This window comes from Halovivax ruber XH-70 (genome assembly GCF_000328525.1).
GTDB lineage: Archaea > Halobacteriota > Halobacteria > Halobacteriales > Natrialbaceae > Halovivax > Halovivax ruber.
Genome location: NC_019964.1, coordinates 1,289,364 through 1,303,759, shown reverse-complemented (window position 1 = coordinate 1,303,759; position 14,396 = coordinate 1,289,364). Strand labels below are relative to the sequence as shown.

The following is a 14,396-nucleotide window of genomic DNA, read 5'->3' as shown; positions in this document are numbered from 1 at the left end:
GGTCTGGGCGCATCCATGAAAAGATTTTATCTTCAATCGGGGGTTTCGAGTGAGATTGTGCAAACAGTTACCGGACACGTTCGATCAAGGCCGGTCTCGGTCGTCCCCAGAGATTGCCGGTGGGTGACGGTCGTTCGCAATCCAGTTTCCGTTCCGTACCGCTTGTAGCCCGACGGCAATACGTCCTATCTCGACCGTCTCCGTGCATTTTAATAACAGTGGCACCGAGTATTAGTATATGACAGTTGTTAGCGTCTCGATGCCGGACGAGCTCCTCGAACGGCTGGACCAGTTCGCCGACGAACACGGGTACACCGGCCGAAGCGAGGTCGTTCGAGAAGCATCCCGCTCACTCCTCGGAGAGTTCGAAGAAACCAGACTCGAGGATCGGACGCTCATGGGCGTCGTCACCGTCCTCTTCGATTACGAGACGACCACGGTCGAAGAGCGGATGATATCACTGCGCCACGAGTACGAACAGCTCGTGACGTCGAACTTCCACAGTCACGTCGGTGATCACTACTGTATGGAGCTGTTCGTCCTCGAGGGTCAGCTAGAGGAGATCTCCACGTTCGTCGGGAAGATTCGTGCGACCAGCGACATTCTCACCGTCGATTACTCGGTCCTTCCGGTCGACGACGTCGATCCGCTGCAGACGGGATCGACGTGAGACTGGGACAGACAGGCGATCCCGCTGGGTGATTGCCAGGCCAGTGGAGTGGGCTCATCACGGCGCCGGCTGTCGTGGCCGTACGAAAGTGTCGGATGTAATGGACCGAAGACGGAGCCGGAATCGGATCGTGAGCAGAAAGACTCTTTTTCCGGACGCGAGTCGGTACGAACGACAATGGAGCGCCCCTACGAGGTTCTCGGTCTCTCATCGGACGCGTCGCTCGCGACGGTCCGACAGCGATATCGGGCGCTCCTGACCGATCACCATCCCGATCAGGGTGGCTGCCGCGAGCAGTTTCTCGAACTCAAAGCGGCTTACGAATCGATCACCGGCGAACAGCCGCCCGATCACTCGACGCCGCAGACGATGGCCGTAGACACGGGGTCACAGGACGCCCCGACCTTCGATATCGAGGCGGAATCGTCCCCGACGCGACCCCTGTCCGTGACAGGCGACCTCATCACACTCGCACTCGTGGGATTCGACGAGGCGGTCGACGTTTCTCGCCTCTTCGAGACACCAGGAGCCAGACCGGCGCTCGAACGAGCCGTCGCGGCCTACGAGGTCACAAACACGACCTCCCAGAGCCGGCAGTGGCGGGGCCCATCACAGACGCGCTTTATCGGCACCGACGGCTTCATGTACGAGGCCTCGACCCTCCTCACGCCAGGACGAACGTCACTTCCCGAGACGTGGTGGCCAGGGCCAGCGGTACTCGAACCGGGCACGGGAGTACGTGCGATCGTCGTTGCGAATCAGCTGCCAGCGTCGGTCACCGTCGACCGCGTGGTCTATACCCAGCACGGGGCGACCGGCGGAGAACCGACGAGCGAACGCTATCGGTTCGAGCTGACTCGCGAGGCACGCAAGCGCCTCGATCCCCTTCCCTTCGAACTCGAAGCCGAGTGAGCCCCACCACGGAAGGCAAGACGGAAAGCGATCGACTCGAAAGAACCACGTAATGAGTCCTGTCCGACTTCGCGAGTGGATCCGCACCCGGACGGCGGCGAGTACGATCGTCCTGACCGTAATCGGGTACGGACTCGTCCTCGGAACCTTCCTCCTCGACGTACCGATCTACCCGGATCTCACCCAGGGCCAGACCAACTTCCTCACGCACGCAATCGCCGTCATCAACGCGACGACGACGGCCCTGCTGATCGCCGGCTGGTACTGGATCCGAAACGGTCGGGTGAACGCCCATCGACGCGCCATGGCCGGCGCCTTCGGGACGATTTTGCTGTTTCTCGTCGTCTACCTCCTCAAAGTGGGCGGTGGCGGGACGAAGTACTTCGAAGGACCCGACCCCGCGTACTACGCGTACCTCCTCATGCTCGCCGTCCACATCGTGCTATCGATGGTCGCGGTGCCGGTCGTCCTCTACGCCCTGTTGCTCGGCCTGACTCGGACGCCGGCAGAGTTGCGTGACAGCATCCACGCTCGCGTGGGTCGAATCGCCGCCGGATCGTGGATCCTGAGTCTCGTCCTCGGAATCGTGACGTACCTCATGCTCAACCACATCTGGGGATACACGTTCTAACCGACGAGCTCCCGACCTCCGAAATCATGGAAGCGCGGCCGACTCACGATTCCGTCTGCGGAATCGACCGGGCGCCGATCCAGAACAGGACGAGCGACGCCCCCGTGAGGACGAGCAGGTTCCCGATTACCGGGTCGAGGCCGAGGACTGGGCCGTAGTCGGCGGCGGGATACGTCGCCGCCCGGACCCCGCGAGCGAAGTACGAGAGCGGCGAGAGATCGACCAGCGGGAGGAACCACGCAGGCAGCTGCGACGGATTCACGAACGTCGCAGAGAGAAAGAGCACCGGCAACCCGATCGCGTTGCTCGCTGCCACGGCGCCATCCTGCGATTCGGTGTAACTCCCGAGGGCTGCACCGAGTCCACAGAAGCCGACGACGCCGACGAGGACGTACACGGGTAACAGCGCCGAGAGCGTCACGGTCGCACCGGTGAGGGCGACGACCAGCACGAGGATCAGCGCGGCCGCGATCGTGATGATGACCGCGTTGACGATCGTCTGTGCCAGGAGCCACTCGGTGCGCCCGAGCGGCGTCGTCGCGAGCTTCTCGAACCGGTTACCCTCCCGGTGGCGAGCCACCTCGCTGCTCATCCGGGAGAGGGGCGTAAAGAGCACGACGGTGGCGAGGTAGCCGGGGACGTAGTAGCCCGCCGGTTCCGCGAACAGCCCGCCGCCACCCGAACTGGTCCGAACGAGGGCCCCGAAGATGATCACGAGGATCGCCGGGAAGAAGAACGTGAAGAAGACAGCCGTCCGCCGCCGCACGAACGCCCGCCAACCGGCACTCACCGCACCGCGGATCCGGCGAACGCGCGCGGCGGGCGAATCGACGGCCGTCATGGGCGGCCACCTCCGGTGTCTGAGATCGGCGGATTCGACTTCGCACTCGCCTCACCAGCGACCGTGTTGGGACCACCCGGCTCGGCATCGGTCTCCGCGTCCGCGAGCGCGTAGTAAACCGCCTCGAGGCCAGGTTCCGTCCAGCGGAGGCCGGTGTACTCGACTCCTGCCGCCGACAGGTCGTCCGCCACCGACCCGATGTCGGTCGGGTCGACGTCGTGGACGACCAGGCGCGATCGGTCGCGCTCGATCCGGTTGGGAAGTATCTCACGTGCTGTGGCGACGGGGTCGTCTCCCGACGACGGTGCGTCGCCGTCGACGGACTCGTCCCGGGCCCTCGACATCGCAGGGGCATCGACCCCCGTCTCGGCCAGGTCGACGACGAGCCGGTCCGATCCGGCGTGACGGTCGACGAGCGCGGCTGGCGAACCGACGTCGAGGACGCTGCCGTCGGCGAGCAGGCCGACGCGATCGGCCAGTCGTTCGGCCTCGGCCATGTCGTGGGTCGTGAGGAGGACGGTCGTGCCAGCCGCCGCGAGGTCCTCGATCAACCGGTGAATCGTCCGCCGACCGGCGGGGTCGATCCCCGTCGTCGGTTCGTCGAGCACGAGCACATCGGGGTCGTTGAGCAGCGTGCTCCCGACGCACGCACGGCGCTGCTGGCCGCCGGAGAGGTTCTCGTACCACGTCTCCGCCGAGTCCGCGAGTCCGACCTCGGCCAGTACGGTGTCGGGATCGCGCGACTCCGGATACAGCGACGCGTAGTAGGCGAGTAGTTCGCGCGCGCTCAGGCGGTCGGGCGGTGAGAAGGACTGTGGGAGCACGCCGAGGCGGCTTGCGTCGACGTCGGTAGGCGACGCCCCGAGTACGGAGACCGAGCCCGAGTCCGGGGAGACGGTCCCGGTGAGCGCTCGAACGAGTGTCGTCTTGCCGGCGCCGTTCGGCCCGATAAGCGCGAACACCTCGCCCGCGTCGATCGAGAGCGACGCGCCGTCCAGGGCGACCGTCTCGCCGTACCGCTTGGCCACGTCGTCGGCCACGACGACCGGATTCATGCGCCGGGGTACGCAACCGGCCGGGGTAAGGCGTTCGATTCCGGGACTCGATCGAGGGAGTGACGGCCAGTCCTGATCGGACCTATCCCCCATGGCAGGCCCAACCGATATGCGTCGGCCCGTGGTCGACGCTGTCACCATGACGAACGTCGGTTACACCCTATCCAGCGAGGAGCACGGACCGGACGCGTTGATCGAACAGGCCAGGCGCGCGGAGGACGCTGGGTTCGACTTCGTCTCGATCTCCGATCACATCCACCCGTGGGTGACCGCCCAGGGCGAGTCACCGTTCGTCTGGACGACCCTCGGTGGCATCGCCGCTGCAACTGACGAAATCGACGTCGGCGTCGGCGTCACCTGCCCGACGATGCGCATCCACCCGGTGAACGTCGCCCACGCCGTCGCGACCGTCGCCGTCCTCCTTGGCGATCGGTTCACGTTCGGCGTCGGGACGGGAGAGAACCTGAACGAACACGTGACCGGCGAACGCTGGCCAGAGCATGAGGTCCGACTCGAGAAGTTAGCGGAAGCGCTCGACGTAATGCGGTCGCTCTGGACCGGCGAGAACACGAGTCATCGCGGCGAACACTACACGGTCGAGAACGCGAAACTGTTCACCTGCCCGGACGAGCAACCACCCACCGTCGTGAGTGCGTTCGGCCCGAAAGCGGCCCAGTGGGCGGCCGACCACGGCGACGGGCTCTGGTGCTCGGGCCCGAAGGGGGACGTCGTCGACGCGTTCGAAGCCGCCGGCGGGAGCGGCCCGACGATCACCCAGCTCCACGGCTGCTACGCAGAGAACGAGTCCGCGGCCGTCGACACGATCTACGAGACCTGGCCGAACGGCTCGCTCCCGGGCGAGCTGGGCCAGGAACTCCCCACGCCGAAACACTTCGAACAGGCCGCGACCATGGTGGAACGCGACGACATCGCCGAGTCGTCGACGCTCACCGATCCCGATCCGAAACCCTGGATCGACTCGTTCGAGACCGCCGTCGACGCGGGCTTCGACCACGTCTACTTCCACCAGATCGGTCCCGACCAGGCTTCCTTCTTCGAGTTTTTCGAAGACGAACTGGCACCGGAACTGGCCTGAGGCCGACACCCGACGAGAGTCAGGACGGCGGCAAGCGACCAGCTCCGTATCTGCGACGAAGCACCGACCGTGCCACAGCGGGTGGGGCGTCGCCGGCGTTTATTACGTGGAGTGGTGTAGACCAACCGCATGGGGCGTGACGAACCCGTACAAACCCGACGCAACTACCTCGCGACCGTCGGGACGACGGCTACGGCCGTCGGATTGAGCGGGTGTACCGGCGGCGGGCCCCAGCCGCCGAACGAATCGACGAACGAGACCGCGCCAGCGTCCGACGAGCGACCGATTTTCCCGGGGTACGAGACGACGGAGGTGACCGTCTCGACGCCGAACGGGGAGCGACTGGGAGCCGTCACGGCCGCGATCGCCGACACGGACGAGTTGCGGCAGCTGGGACTGAGCGACACCGAGTTCCTCCCCGACGATCACGGGATGCTCTTCATCTTCGACCGCGTCGCCGACCGAACCTTCGTCATGCGTGAGATGGACTTCGGGATCGACATCGTCTACGCCGACGCGTCGGGAACGATCACGCAAATTCACCACGCACAGGCACCCGGACCCGGCGAAGACGGGGAGAAACAGCGCTATCCTGGCCGGGGCCAGTACGTCCTGGAAGTGCCCCTCGACTGGACGACCGAACGAGACGTCGAATCCGGCGCCCGACTCGACTGGGGAGAGTGACGCATGGGAACGCGTCGCATCACCTCCCGAGACGCACGCGGCGATCCGAGGCGCTCTCCGCCACCCGAGGGGTTTTTTCGGTGCCGGTGAAACACCCATCCGCCTATGGAGTACGTCACGCTCGGCAACACCGGCACGACGGTATCGCGACTCTGCTTCGGCACCTGGCGCTTCGGCAAACGCCACGGTGACGAGGTCGAAACCACGAAGGAGGAAGCCCACGACCTCCTCGACGCCGTCGCCGATCACGGCATCAACTTCATCGACACGGCGAACGTCTATGGCGATCCCGACGGGACGAGCGAGGAGTGGATCGGCGAGTGGCTGGAGGGCAGAGACCGTGAGGACTTCGTCCTCGCCTCGAAGGTCTACTTCCCGTTCGACGGCTGGGGCGAACCCGGTCCGAACGACTCCGGGCTCGGACGCAAGCACATTCGCCGTCAGATCGAGGGGACGCTCGATCGCCTCGGAACGGACTACCTCGACCTCTACTACATCCACCGCTGGGACGACGAGACACCCATCCGCGAGACCATGCAGACGCTGACGGAACTCGTCCGGGAGGGGAAAGTCAACTACCTCGGCGCCTCGTCGATGGCCGCCTGGAAGTTGACCAAGGCGCTGTGGACCAGCGACGTCGAGGGACTGGAGCGCTTCGACGTCACTCAGCCGATGGTCAACGCCGCCCACTACGACCAGGTCGGTGACTACCTCGATCTCTGTGCCGATCAGGACCTCGCCGTCTGCCCCTACTCGCCACTGGCCGGCGGCTTCCTCACCGGGAAGTACGACCGCGCCGACGACGGCTCCGTCGAAGCCCCGGACGGCTCGCGCGCGACGCTCGAGGATCGATTCGGCGAGTACTACGCGACCGACACCGCCTGGAACGTCCTCGACGCGGTCGAGGCCGTCGCCGACGAACGCGACGCGACGCCCGCGCAGGTCTCGCTGCGCTGGCTGATGGACCAGGATCGATTCACCTGCGTGCCGATCGTCGGCGCGCGGACGCCCGAACAACTCGAGGAAAACGTCGGTGCCGTGGACGTCGAGCTCACCGACGACGACTTCGACCGGATCGCCGAAACTCGGCAGTAAACAGCCGCTAGAAGTTTTCTTCGCCACTCTCTTCGAACGTCGATCGTCACCGGTCACAGGACGAGCATCGCGTCGACGAGAATCGAGACGAGGACGGCGCCGAGGAAGGCGTTCGAGGCGTGGAAGGTGCGCATCGCCGCGCGTTCGGTCTGGGTGAAGTGTAGTTCCACGGCCGCCCAGAGGAAGATCGCCCCGAAGACGGCGACGGCTCCCGCGTAGATGGCACCGAGGTCGGTGACCCAGGCGAGGCCGGCGGCGCCGACGAGGGTCGCTCCGAGGTAGTAGACGATGTGTTTTCGCGTGACAGTTTCACCGCGAACGACCGACAGCATCGGGAAACCGCCGCGCTCGTAGTCGTCACGGTAGGCCAGCGCCAGGTTGTAGAAGTGCGCCGGCGTCCAGAGGAAGATGAGTCCTGCGAGCGCGAGAGCGGGCACACCGATCTCGTTCGTGACGGCCGCCCAGCCGATGAGCGCCGGGAGCGCACCGGCGAAGCCACCGATAACCGTATTCTGGACCGTGTTGGGTTTCAACACCAGCGTGTAAACGACGCTGTAGAATGCGATCGCGAGCAGTCCGAGTGCGGCCGCCAGGACGTTGACGGTGAGAAAGATCGAGAGCGAGGCGCCCGCGAGGAGGAAGCCGAACAGGATGGCGTTTCTGACAGGGACGAGATCCAGCGCCAGGGGTCGATCCGACGTCCGATTCATGCGCCGATCGACGTCTCGTTCGAGGACGTGATTGAACGTGCCCGACGCCCCGATCGCGAGCACCCCGCCGGAGAGTGTCGCCACGACGGTCCCCGCGTCGAGGGCGGGGCCGGCAGCGAGTGCCATCCCGGCCGCGGCGACGAGACAGAGGAGCCACATCAATCGTGGTTTGGTCATCGAGAGGTAGGCTTTCGCGAGGAGGCGAACGCGTCCGAGGCGGCTCTCGGGGAGCGTTCGTCCGGCCGTCTCCGTGGCGTCGACGACGGGTTCGGCAGGTGTCGTGGCGACAGACCGATCGATCGACTCCGCCGTTCCCGTGGTCAGTTCCAGGTCCCAGGCGAGTGCGAGGACGACGGCACCGAAGACGACCACGCCGAGCCCGAGGTGGAGTCCGGGAACGATCGCGTCCGGCCCCATCGTCGCCGTCACGGCTCCGACGGCGATCTGAACGCCGTAGAGGACGAGCCCGAACGAGAGTGTGTAGCGAACACGTCGGGAGCTGTCGCCGAGCCAGGCGACCGCCGTCGAGACGAGAACGAGGCCGGCGACGACAAGTGCGGCGATCCGGTGTCCCAGGGCGATCGCCAGTTCGGTCTCGGTAATCGGATCGACTGGCTGGCCACACCCGGGCCAGGTCGAACACGAGGCAGCGGCCTCGGTGATTGACGTCGTCGCCCCAACGAGAATCAGTAGATAGACGCCAAGGGCCGTCGCCGCGAGGAGCCCCGTAAATCGCGAGGTGCTCTCGATCGGCGACGGGAAACGGGCTGAAGTCACGGTTCGTACGGAGTACTTCGGCCGGCGTTACTTAGGGGTCCCGCTTTCGTGGCGGGGTCTCGACCGGAGAGAGAGAGAGAGAGAGAGAGAGAGAGAGAGAGAGAACGCCTCGCGGGTGGAGGCGCCTTCCGGGGTATCTACATCCCCATATCGCTCGCTTGCTCCGGAACCGGAAGCGCAGTTGGCGCGACAGCGAGGCGCTCTCCGACGTGATCGAGCGCCATGTCGAACCCGTAATAGCGTTCGAGTTCGTCACCGTCGGATGCCGTGCGGACCTTCAACATCGCGTACCCGTCGATGTTCTGGGCGATGGCCGCCGTCCCGTCGCCCGATTCGGCCTCGAACGTGAGGATCCGCTCGGCGTCGGTCTCGTGGTACGTCGCGACGATCCCGTGTTCCCGTATCGTGACCGCGTCATCGGTCATACGCTCTCTTCACTCGCCGAGATACGGGAACCTGTCGATAGCCAACAGCCGCTCGATCGCGCGGGTAGCTGCGACCGGCCGAAACCGAAACAACCGACACGACGCTCGCGTGAGAGTCCAGTATGTCCAGGTGGCTCCAGAGCGGCCGGCGGCGCGACATCTGTTACCTGCTCGCCGGCTCCGAGGGACGGCGCGGCCAACAGGTGAAATCCGCACTCGAATCGCACTACGGGCAGCGGATCGACCCCAGCGGCTTCTACGGTTCGCTCTCCGCGCTGGTCGATGCCGGATTCGTCGAAAAGCGGACGGACGGCCTCCACGACGTGTACGCACTCACCGACGCCGGCCAGGAGCGACTCGACGAACACGTCTCGTGGCTCACGGAACAGACGGCGTGACCGACGCATAGTGCTTTCTCACCGGGAGCGACAGAACGAACCACTCGAAGAACGCGGGTCGGTAGATCGACGCGTCAGTCGAACTCGAAGGCCGCCGACGCGTTACTCCGGCGCTTGTTGAACGGTTTCGGAAGGAAGCCGTCGAAGTCGATGGCGACTTTGTCCCGGATGAATTCGGTGAGCAGCGCTCTGTCGTCGAAGTGAAGCAGGTCCGCGACCGCGAGCGGATTCCCGTTGTTCAACTTGCGCATCGTCGCCTCGTCCATCCCGTGGAGGTCCTCCATGAACCGATCGTATCGGTCGTTGTCGGCCAGATAGAGCAGTTCGGTCATCAGGAGGCGTCGGCGCTGGTTGGGTGCGACGTCACGATGCCAGAGCCGATCGTAGATACTCATCTGCTCGGCGCTCGTGTCGGTCATCCCCTTGTCGAGGGCGGCCTCGACGGTGATGGCGGCCGCGCGTGCCGACTTCATGCCCTTGTGGATACCCTCCCCCCAGATCGGATCGATGGACGGGACCGTGTCGCCGATCGCCATGAAGCGATCCGTCGAGAGGTCGCCGGGCATCTGGATGTGCGCGGAACCGCGGTGCTGGACGCCTTCCTTGCGCTCGGCGTCCGCGAACCGGGGATCTCGGTCCAGCCAGTACTCCATATAGTCGTCGACGGAGAAGTTCTCGCGGGCGTTCTGGCGGTGACTGTCGTTCTGGATGTAGCAGAGACCGACCTTGGCCTCGTCCTCGCCCGTGTGGAAGATCCAGGAGTAACCGCCGGGGGCGAGGTCGTGATCGAGCCGGAGCATCATCGCGTCGGTGAGGTCACCGTAGTCGGCGTGATTCAGGTCGACGCCGGTGAGTTCGTACTCGATGCCGATGGCGTGGTTTTCGCGTTCGAGTTCGCTCACGTTCAGCGCTTTCGCGAGCGGCGCGCTGGGTCCCGTCGCGTCGATCGTGATCTCGGCGCGGACTTCCTCGGAGCCGTTGTACTCGACGCCCGCGATCTGGCCGTTCTCCATCACGGGGCCGGTAACGCGTGCGTCGAATCGGTACTCGGCGCCCGCTTCGCGTCCATCCTCGACGAGCCACTGCTTGAAGTCGGCGAATTCGAGCACCGCACCCGGATGGTGCCGCGTGTAGTGATTGTTCGGCGACTCGAGAACGACCTTGTCGGTGAAGTTCATCACGACGTCGTCGGGGACGCCGAACGAGGTGATCATCGACGGGAACGTCCCGGCCGTCGACTTGTTACTGGTCGTGGGGAAGGCGTCCTCGCTCTCCGTCTCGAGGACGACCACGTCGTACCCCCGTGTCGCCAGGTCGCGGGCACACTGGGCGCCTGCGGGCCCAGCGCCCGCCACGATTACGTCGTACTGTTCGCTCATTAGCGAATACTTATCCAGCCTGTATAATGAGTCTTGGTGAATCGATCCGAGACCCTGTTCGTCACTGCAGCGAGAATGTCAGTCGCTACGGACGCGTCTCGGCGAGTGTTACGGTCCGTCCCAGTCCAGACTCAACCCCGTTCGTTGACACGAACAGCATCCATAACCACAGACAGTTTCCGAGCTTCGATCGGAGAACTGAGATCAAGCGGGATCACACACACAAATTGTCGGTCGATCCAGTTGGGCCTGTCGAGCAGGTCACTCGAGCAGTCGATCGCCGATCGTGTTCCGCAGGACTTCGCTCGTTCCTTCGTAGATCTCGTTGAGTTTCGCGTCGCGGTAGAAGCGTTCGGCGGGGAAGTCCTTCGTGTAGCCGTAGCCGCCGTGGATCTGGATGCCCTCGTTGGCCACCTCTCGCGAGACCTCGCTGGCGTAGAGTTTCGCCTGGGCGGCCTCCTTGATGTAGTCTTCACCACGGATCTTGTTGTCCGCCGCCTTGTGCATCAGGAGTTTCGCGGCCTGAATCTTCGTGTCCATGTCGGCGAGTTTGTGCTTGATCGCCTGGAACTCCCCGATCGGCTGGCCGAACTGTTCGCGGTCGGATGCATAATCGCGAGCCTCCTCGAACGCCGCCCGGGCGATGCCGACCCCGCGAGCGGCGATCGTGATGCGGCCGCCGTTCAGTGTCTTGAGTGCCTGTACGAACCCGTCACCCTCGTCGCCGAGGCGTCGGTCGGCGGGAATCTCCAGGTCGTCGAACCTGAGTTCGGCGGTCGGACAGCCCTTGTCGCCGAGTTTGTCCTCCGTTCCCTCCACGTAGAAGCCGTCGTCTTCAGACGGGCGGACGACGAACGACGAGATGCCTTTGTTGCCCGCGTCCGGGTCGGTCTTCGCGAAGACCGTGACCGTCTCCGACTCGGATCCGTTCGAGATCCAGAGCTTGCCGCCGTTCAAGCGGTACGCATCGGGCTCAGCATCGGCGTCGTCTGCACCGTCGCCGACCGGCTCCGCGGTGGTCTCCATCGCGGGGACGTCGCTTCCCGCTCCGGGTTCGGACAGCGCGAACGCACCGACGTCCTGGCCCTCCGCAAGCGGCGTCAGGTACTGTTCTTTCTGGGACTCGTCCCCGAACTCGTAGAGCATGTTCCCCGCGAGCGAGGTGTGTGCGGCGACGATGGTCCCGAGTCCACCGGAGCCACGAGAGATCTCCTCGAGCCCGATCGCGTAGGAGTGGTAGTCGAGTCCGGCGCCACCGTACTCCTCGGGGAACGGCATCCCCATCAATCCGAGCTCGCCCATCTCGGTGACGAGATCGTCGGGGAACGCGTCCTCGTGGTCGATCTCAGCTGCACGCGGGACGACCTCCTCGTCGACGAACTCCGCGACCATGTCACGGATCTGGCGTTGCTCCGGTGAGAGCGTGAAATCCATACGCCCGGTAGCGGGCCGCTCTCCTTTACAGTTATCAATCGGGCCGCGCTCGACACTGGTGAGGACCGCTTTACCCGCACCGTTGTCAGTAACCGGATCGTCTACGCCGTGGCTCGCCCCGGAGGTTTTTCCCACCCAGGCCCGTACGTCCAGCAACCAGATGAGTTCCGGTTCCCCTTCACCAGCACTGTCGTCCGATCTCGACTGGTGTTTCGACGCGGTCCACGGCGTCTCGAGGACCTTCTCGATCACTATCGACCGCCTCGAGGAGCCGATGGCACGCCAGATCTGCGTCGGCTACCTCCTCTGTCGGATTGCCGATACGATCGAAGATGCCGGCCACGTTCCCCCGGCCGCCCAGTCCGACCTCCTCACCGAGTACGATAGACTGCTGGATCCGACCGACGAGTACACCGTCGACCAGTTCGTGGACGCGGTCAGCCCGTGGCTCCCGGAGCCGGACGAGCGATCCGCCGACTGGACGGTCGTCGCAGAGACCTCGCGAGTTCTTCGAGCGTTCGAGACCCTCGACGACGAACCCCGCGAGCTCATGCGCGACCCGATCCGGGAACTCGTCGGCGGCATGGCGATGTTCACCGAGCGCTACGCCGACGAGGGTGGGCTTCGTCTCCAGACGATAGACGAACTCGAAGAATATTGCTGGTACGCCGCCGGCACCGTCGGGACGCTCATCACGGAACTCCTCGTCCGTGACATCCCCTCCGAACGCGCCGCGGAACTCAGGGACAACGCGCGATCGTTCGCCCTGCTGCTACAGCTCGTCAATATCGCGAAAGACGTCCAGTCGGACTATCACGAGGAAAACAACGTCTATCTCCCGGCCGAATGGCTCGCCGAGGAGGCAGTCGCGTCCGACGCCGTCACCGACACCGACAACCACCAGGGTGTGACCACGGTCGTCCGTCGCGTCGTCGACCGGGCTGAGCACTATCTCGACGGCGCGCACCGCTACCTCGAGATCGTCCCCGAGCACCACGGAAACACCCTCTCCGCCTGGGCGATTCCGTATCTGCTCGCGGTCGGGACCCTCCGAGAACTGCGCCAGCGGTCGGAAGACGTCGTTCGAACGGGGGACGTCAAACTACCTCGCGAAGAAGTCTACGCCGTGATCCAGCGGTTCGATTCTGGCGTTTCTCGAGGGGAACTCGACGAACTGCGCCAGACGATGGCGTCGGAACCCCTTCATCGGTAAGTCGTGACGACCTGTTCACGCGCGGCGTGAGAATGTAACGAGGGACGACACGCACCGACGGACGAAAGACACCGATCGCGAAGCGCCGGCCCCTTCGTGAGACGTATCAGTCGTACACGTAGAACCCTTCGCCCGTCTTCTTCCCGAGATCGCCGGCCTCGACCTTGCGCTTCAGGAGGTACGCCGGCTTGTACCGGTCGCCGAGTTCCTCGTGCAGCGTCTCCGACGCGTGGAGACAGATGTCGAGACCGATGTGATCGGCGAGGGTGAGCGGGCCCATCGGAACGTTCGTGCCCAGTTCCATGCCGGCGTCGATGTCCTCCTTCGAAGCGACGCCCTCGTCGAAGGCGCGGATGCCCTCGTTGATCCACGGCATGAGGATGCGGTTCGTGACGAAGCCCGGTTTGTCGTCGGACTCCCAGGTCGTCTTTCCCAGGTCCGCGGCCAGGTCGTGTGCCAGTTCGACGGCGTCGTCGACGGTCTTCTCGCCGACCACGACCTCCACACCCTCCATGATCGGGACGGGGTTCATGAAGTGCAGGCCGACGACGCGCTCCGGACGATCGAGGTCGCCGGCGATCGACGTGATCGACAGCGTGCTCGTGTTCGTCGCGAGCACGACGTCGTCGTCACAGGCCGCTTCGAGGTCGGCGAAAATGTCTCGCTTGACGTCGAGTTTCTCGAGGGCGGCCTCGATGACGACGTCACAATCGGCCAGGTCCGCCAGGTCCGTCGTTCCCTCGATCCGGTCGCGAATCGTCTGTGGATCGTCCGGGAGCGCGTCCCGCTCGGCGAGGCGACCGAGACTGTCCTCGATCGTCTCGAACCCGTTGTCGACGTACTCGCGTTCGATATCTCGCATCACGACGTCGTAGCCGCCGGTCGCCGCCACCTGGGCGATGCCGCTGCCCATCGTTCCTGCACCGACGACGCCGATCCGGTCGAGCTCGTCTCGAATCATACCTCGACGTTCCAGCGACAATCTCATTACGGTGACGATCCGACGTGGTCGTCGGTTGGCGATGATGTAGAACCTGCTGGATCGCGTACCGGAGAGTGGCCGATGCGGCACCCGA

The 14,396-nt window shown here is 64.8% G+C and carries 15 protein-coding genes; 8 read left to right on the top strand and 7 right to left on the bottom strand.

Annotated elements, in window-relative coordinates; genetic code table 11:
* Window positions 1–238: 238 nt before the first annotated feature.
* The 3 genes from nikR to HALRU_RS06075 all read left to right on the top strand — a co-directional run bounded on the left by nikR (window position 239) and on the right by HALRU_RS06075 (window position 2,213).
* Entirely contained in the window at window positions 239–670 is a 432-nt protein-coding gene (gene nikR, locus HALRU_RS06085; protein ID WP_015300525.1) for a nickel-responsive transcriptional regulator NikR, read from the top strand.
* Window positions 671–847: 177 nt separating this feature from the next.
* Entirely contained in the window at window positions 848–1,582 is a 735-nt protein-coding gene (locus HALRU_RS06080; protein WP_015300524.1) for a J domain-containing protein, read from the top strand.
* 52 nt (window positions 1,583–1,634) lie between these two features.
* Window positions 1,635–2,213, top strand: a complete 579-nt coding sequence (locus tag HALRU_RS06075; protein WP_015300523.1) for a DUF420 domain-containing protein — start codon at window positions 1,635–1,637, stop codon at window positions 2,211–2,213.
* 43 nt (window positions 2,214–2,256) lie between these two features.
* On the opposite strand, the gene HALRU_RS06070 is transcribed toward HALRU_RS06075, so the two are convergent.
* Window positions 2,257–3,054, bottom strand: a complete 798-nt coding sequence (locus tag HALRU_RS06070) for an ABC transporter permease (protein WP_015300522.1) — start codon at window positions 3,052–3,054, stop codon at window positions 2,257–2,259.
* Window positions 3,051–4,109, bottom strand: a complete 1,059-nt coding sequence (locus tag HALRU_RS06065) for an ABC transporter ATP-binding protein (protein ID WP_015300521.1) — start codon at window positions 4,107–4,109, stop codon at window positions 3,051–3,053. The genes HALRU_RS06070 and HALRU_RS06065 overlap by 4 nt, the downstream gene beginning before the upstream one ends.
* Before the next feature lie 139 nt (window positions 4,110–4,248).
* Here HALRU_RS06065 and HALRU_RS06060 point away from each other — a divergent pair, with 139 nt between their 5' ends.
* The 3 genes from HALRU_RS06060 (at window position 4,249) to HALRU_RS06050 (ending at window position 6,984) form a co-directional block, all read left to right on the top strand.
* Window positions 4,249–5,205: a TIGR03557 family F420-dependent LLM class oxidoreductase gene (locus tag HALRU_RS06060; protein ID WP_148680455.1), complete on the top strand. Its 957-nt coding sequence runs from the start codon at window positions 4,249–4,251 to the stop codon at window positions 5,203–5,205.
* Window positions 5,206–5,334: 129 nt separating this feature from the next.
* On the top strand, window positions 5,335–5,889 hold the full coding sequence (locus tag HALRU_RS06055; RefSeq protein WP_015300519.1) for a DUF192 domain-containing protein: 555 nt from the start codon (window positions 5,335–5,337) through the stop codon (window positions 5,887–5,889).
* A 105-nt stretch (window positions 5,890–5,994) separates the two neighbouring features.
* On the top strand, window positions 5,995–6,984 hold the full coding sequence (locus HALRU_RS06050) for an aldo/keto reductase (RefSeq protein WP_015300518.1): 990 nt from the start codon (window positions 5,995–5,997) through the stop codon (window positions 6,982–6,984).
* A gap of 53 nt (window positions 6,985–7,037) precedes the next feature.
* Here the strand turns inward: HALRU_RS06050 and HALRU_RS06045 are convergent, their stop codons facing one another.
* Together HALRU_RS06045 and HALRU_RS06040 are read right to left on the bottom strand one after the other, a co-directional pair.
* Complete coding sequence (locus HALRU_RS06045) at window positions 7,038–8,471, bottom strand: heme o synthase (protein WP_015300517.1); 1,434 nt, start codon at window positions 8,469–8,471, stop codon at window positions 7,038–7,040.
* A gap of 137 nt (window positions 8,472–8,608) precedes the next feature.
* Window positions 8,609–8,896 carry a DUF7111 family protein gene (locus HALRU_RS06040; RefSeq protein WP_015300516.1) on the bottom strand — a complete coding sequence of 96 codons (288 nt, stop codon included), beginning with the start codon at window positions 8,894–8,896 and terminating at the stop codon, window positions 8,609–8,611.
* 122 nt (window positions 8,897–9,018) lie between these two features.
* Here HALRU_RS06040 and HALRU_RS06035 point away from each other — a divergent pair, with 122 nt between their 5' ends.
* Window positions 9,019–9,294, top strand: a complete 276-nt coding sequence (locus HALRU_RS06035) for a PadR family transcriptional regulator (protein WP_015300515.1) — start codon at window positions 9,019–9,021, stop codon at window positions 9,292–9,294.
* A gap of 74 nt (window positions 9,295–9,368) precedes the next feature.
* Here HALRU_RS06035 and HALRU_RS06030 read toward each other — a convergent pair whose 3' ends face one another.
* Both HALRU_RS06030 and HALRU_RS06025 read right to left on the bottom strand, forming a co-directional pair.
* Window positions 9,369–10,673 (bottom strand): digeranylgeranylglycerophospholipid reductase, encoded by a 1,305-nt coding sequence (locus HALRU_RS06030; RefSeq protein WP_015300514.1) that lies wholly within the window; start codon window positions 10,671–10,673, stop codon window positions 9,369–9,371.
* Window positions 10,674–10,934: 261 nt separating this feature from the next.
* A complete protein-coding gene (locus tag HALRU_RS06025) occupies window positions 10,935–12,107 on the bottom strand; it encodes an acyl-CoA dehydrogenase (protein WP_015300513.1) in 1,173 nt (390 codons plus the stop codon).
* 160 nt (window positions 12,108–12,267) lie between these two features.
* Between HALRU_RS06025 and HALRU_RS06020 the strand changes: the two genes are divergently transcribed.
* Window positions 12,268–13,320 (top strand): phytoene/squalene synthase family protein, encoded by a 1,053-nt coding sequence (locus HALRU_RS06020; RefSeq protein WP_015300512.1) that lies wholly within the window; start codon window positions 12,268–12,270, stop codon window positions 13,318–13,320.
* A gap of 106 nt (window positions 13,321–13,426) precedes the next feature.
* Here HALRU_RS06020 and HALRU_RS06015 read toward each other — a convergent pair whose 3' ends face one another.
* A complete protein-coding gene (locus tag HALRU_RS06015) occupies window positions 13,427–14,281 on the bottom strand; it encodes a 3-hydroxyacyl-CoA dehydrogenase family protein (protein ID WP_015300511.1) in 855 nt (284 codons plus the stop codon).
* Window positions 14,282–14,396 lie beyond the last annotated feature (115 nt).

Coding starts and splice junctions, on each gene's coding strand:
- nikR (WP_015300525.1), top strand. CDS start 239: ATGACAGTTGTTAGCGTCTCGATGCCGGACGAGCTCCTCGAACGGCTG.
- HALRU_RS06080 (WP_015300524.1), top strand. CDS start 848: ATGGAGCGCCCCTACGAGGTTCTCGGTCTCTCATCGGACGCGTCGCTC.
- HALRU_RS06075 (WP_015300523.1), top strand. CDS start 1,635: ATGAGTCCTGTCCGACTTCGCGAGTGGATCCGCACCCGGACGGCGGCG.
- HALRU_RS06070 (WP_015300522.1), bottom strand. CDS start 3,054: ATGACGGCCGTCGATTCGCCCGCCGCGCGCGTTCGCCGGATCCGCGGT.
- HALRU_RS06065 (WP_015300521.1), bottom strand. CDS start 4,109: ATGAATCCGGTCGTCGTGGCCGACGACGTGGCCAAGCGGTACGGCGAG.
- HALRU_RS06060 (WP_148680455.1), top strand. CDS start 4,249: ATGACGAACGTCGGTTACACCCTATCCAGCGAGGAGCACGGACCGGAC.
- HALRU_RS06055 (WP_015300519.1), top strand. CDS start 5,335: ATGGGGCGTGACGAACCCGTACAAACCCGACGCAACTACCTCGCGACC.
- HALRU_RS06050 (WP_015300518.1), top strand. CDS start 5,995: ATGGAGTACGTCACGCTCGGCAACACCGGCACGACGGTATCGCGACTC.
- HALRU_RS06040 (WP_015300516.1), bottom strand. CDS start 8,896: ATGACCGATGACGCGGTCACGATACGGGAACACGGGATCGTCGCGACG.
- HALRU_RS06035 (WP_015300515.1), top strand. CDS start 9,019: ATGTCCAGGTGGCTCCAGAGCGGCCGGCGGCGCGACATCTGTTACCTG.
- HALRU_RS06030 (WP_015300514.1), bottom strand. CDS start 10,673: ATGAGCGAACAGTACGACGTAATCGTGGCGGGCGCTGGGCCCGCAGGC.
- HALRU_RS06025 (WP_015300513.1), bottom strand. CDS start 12,107: ATGGATTTCACGCTCTCACCGGAGCAACGCCAGATCCGTGACATGGTC.
- HALRU_RS06020 (WP_015300512.1), top strand. CDS start 12,268: ATGAGTTCCGGTTCCCCTTCACCAGCACTGTCGTCCGATCTCGACTGG.
- HALRU_RS06015 (WP_015300511.1), bottom strand. CDS start 14,281: ATGATTCGAGACGAGCTCGACCGGATCGGCGTCGTCGGTGCAGGAACG.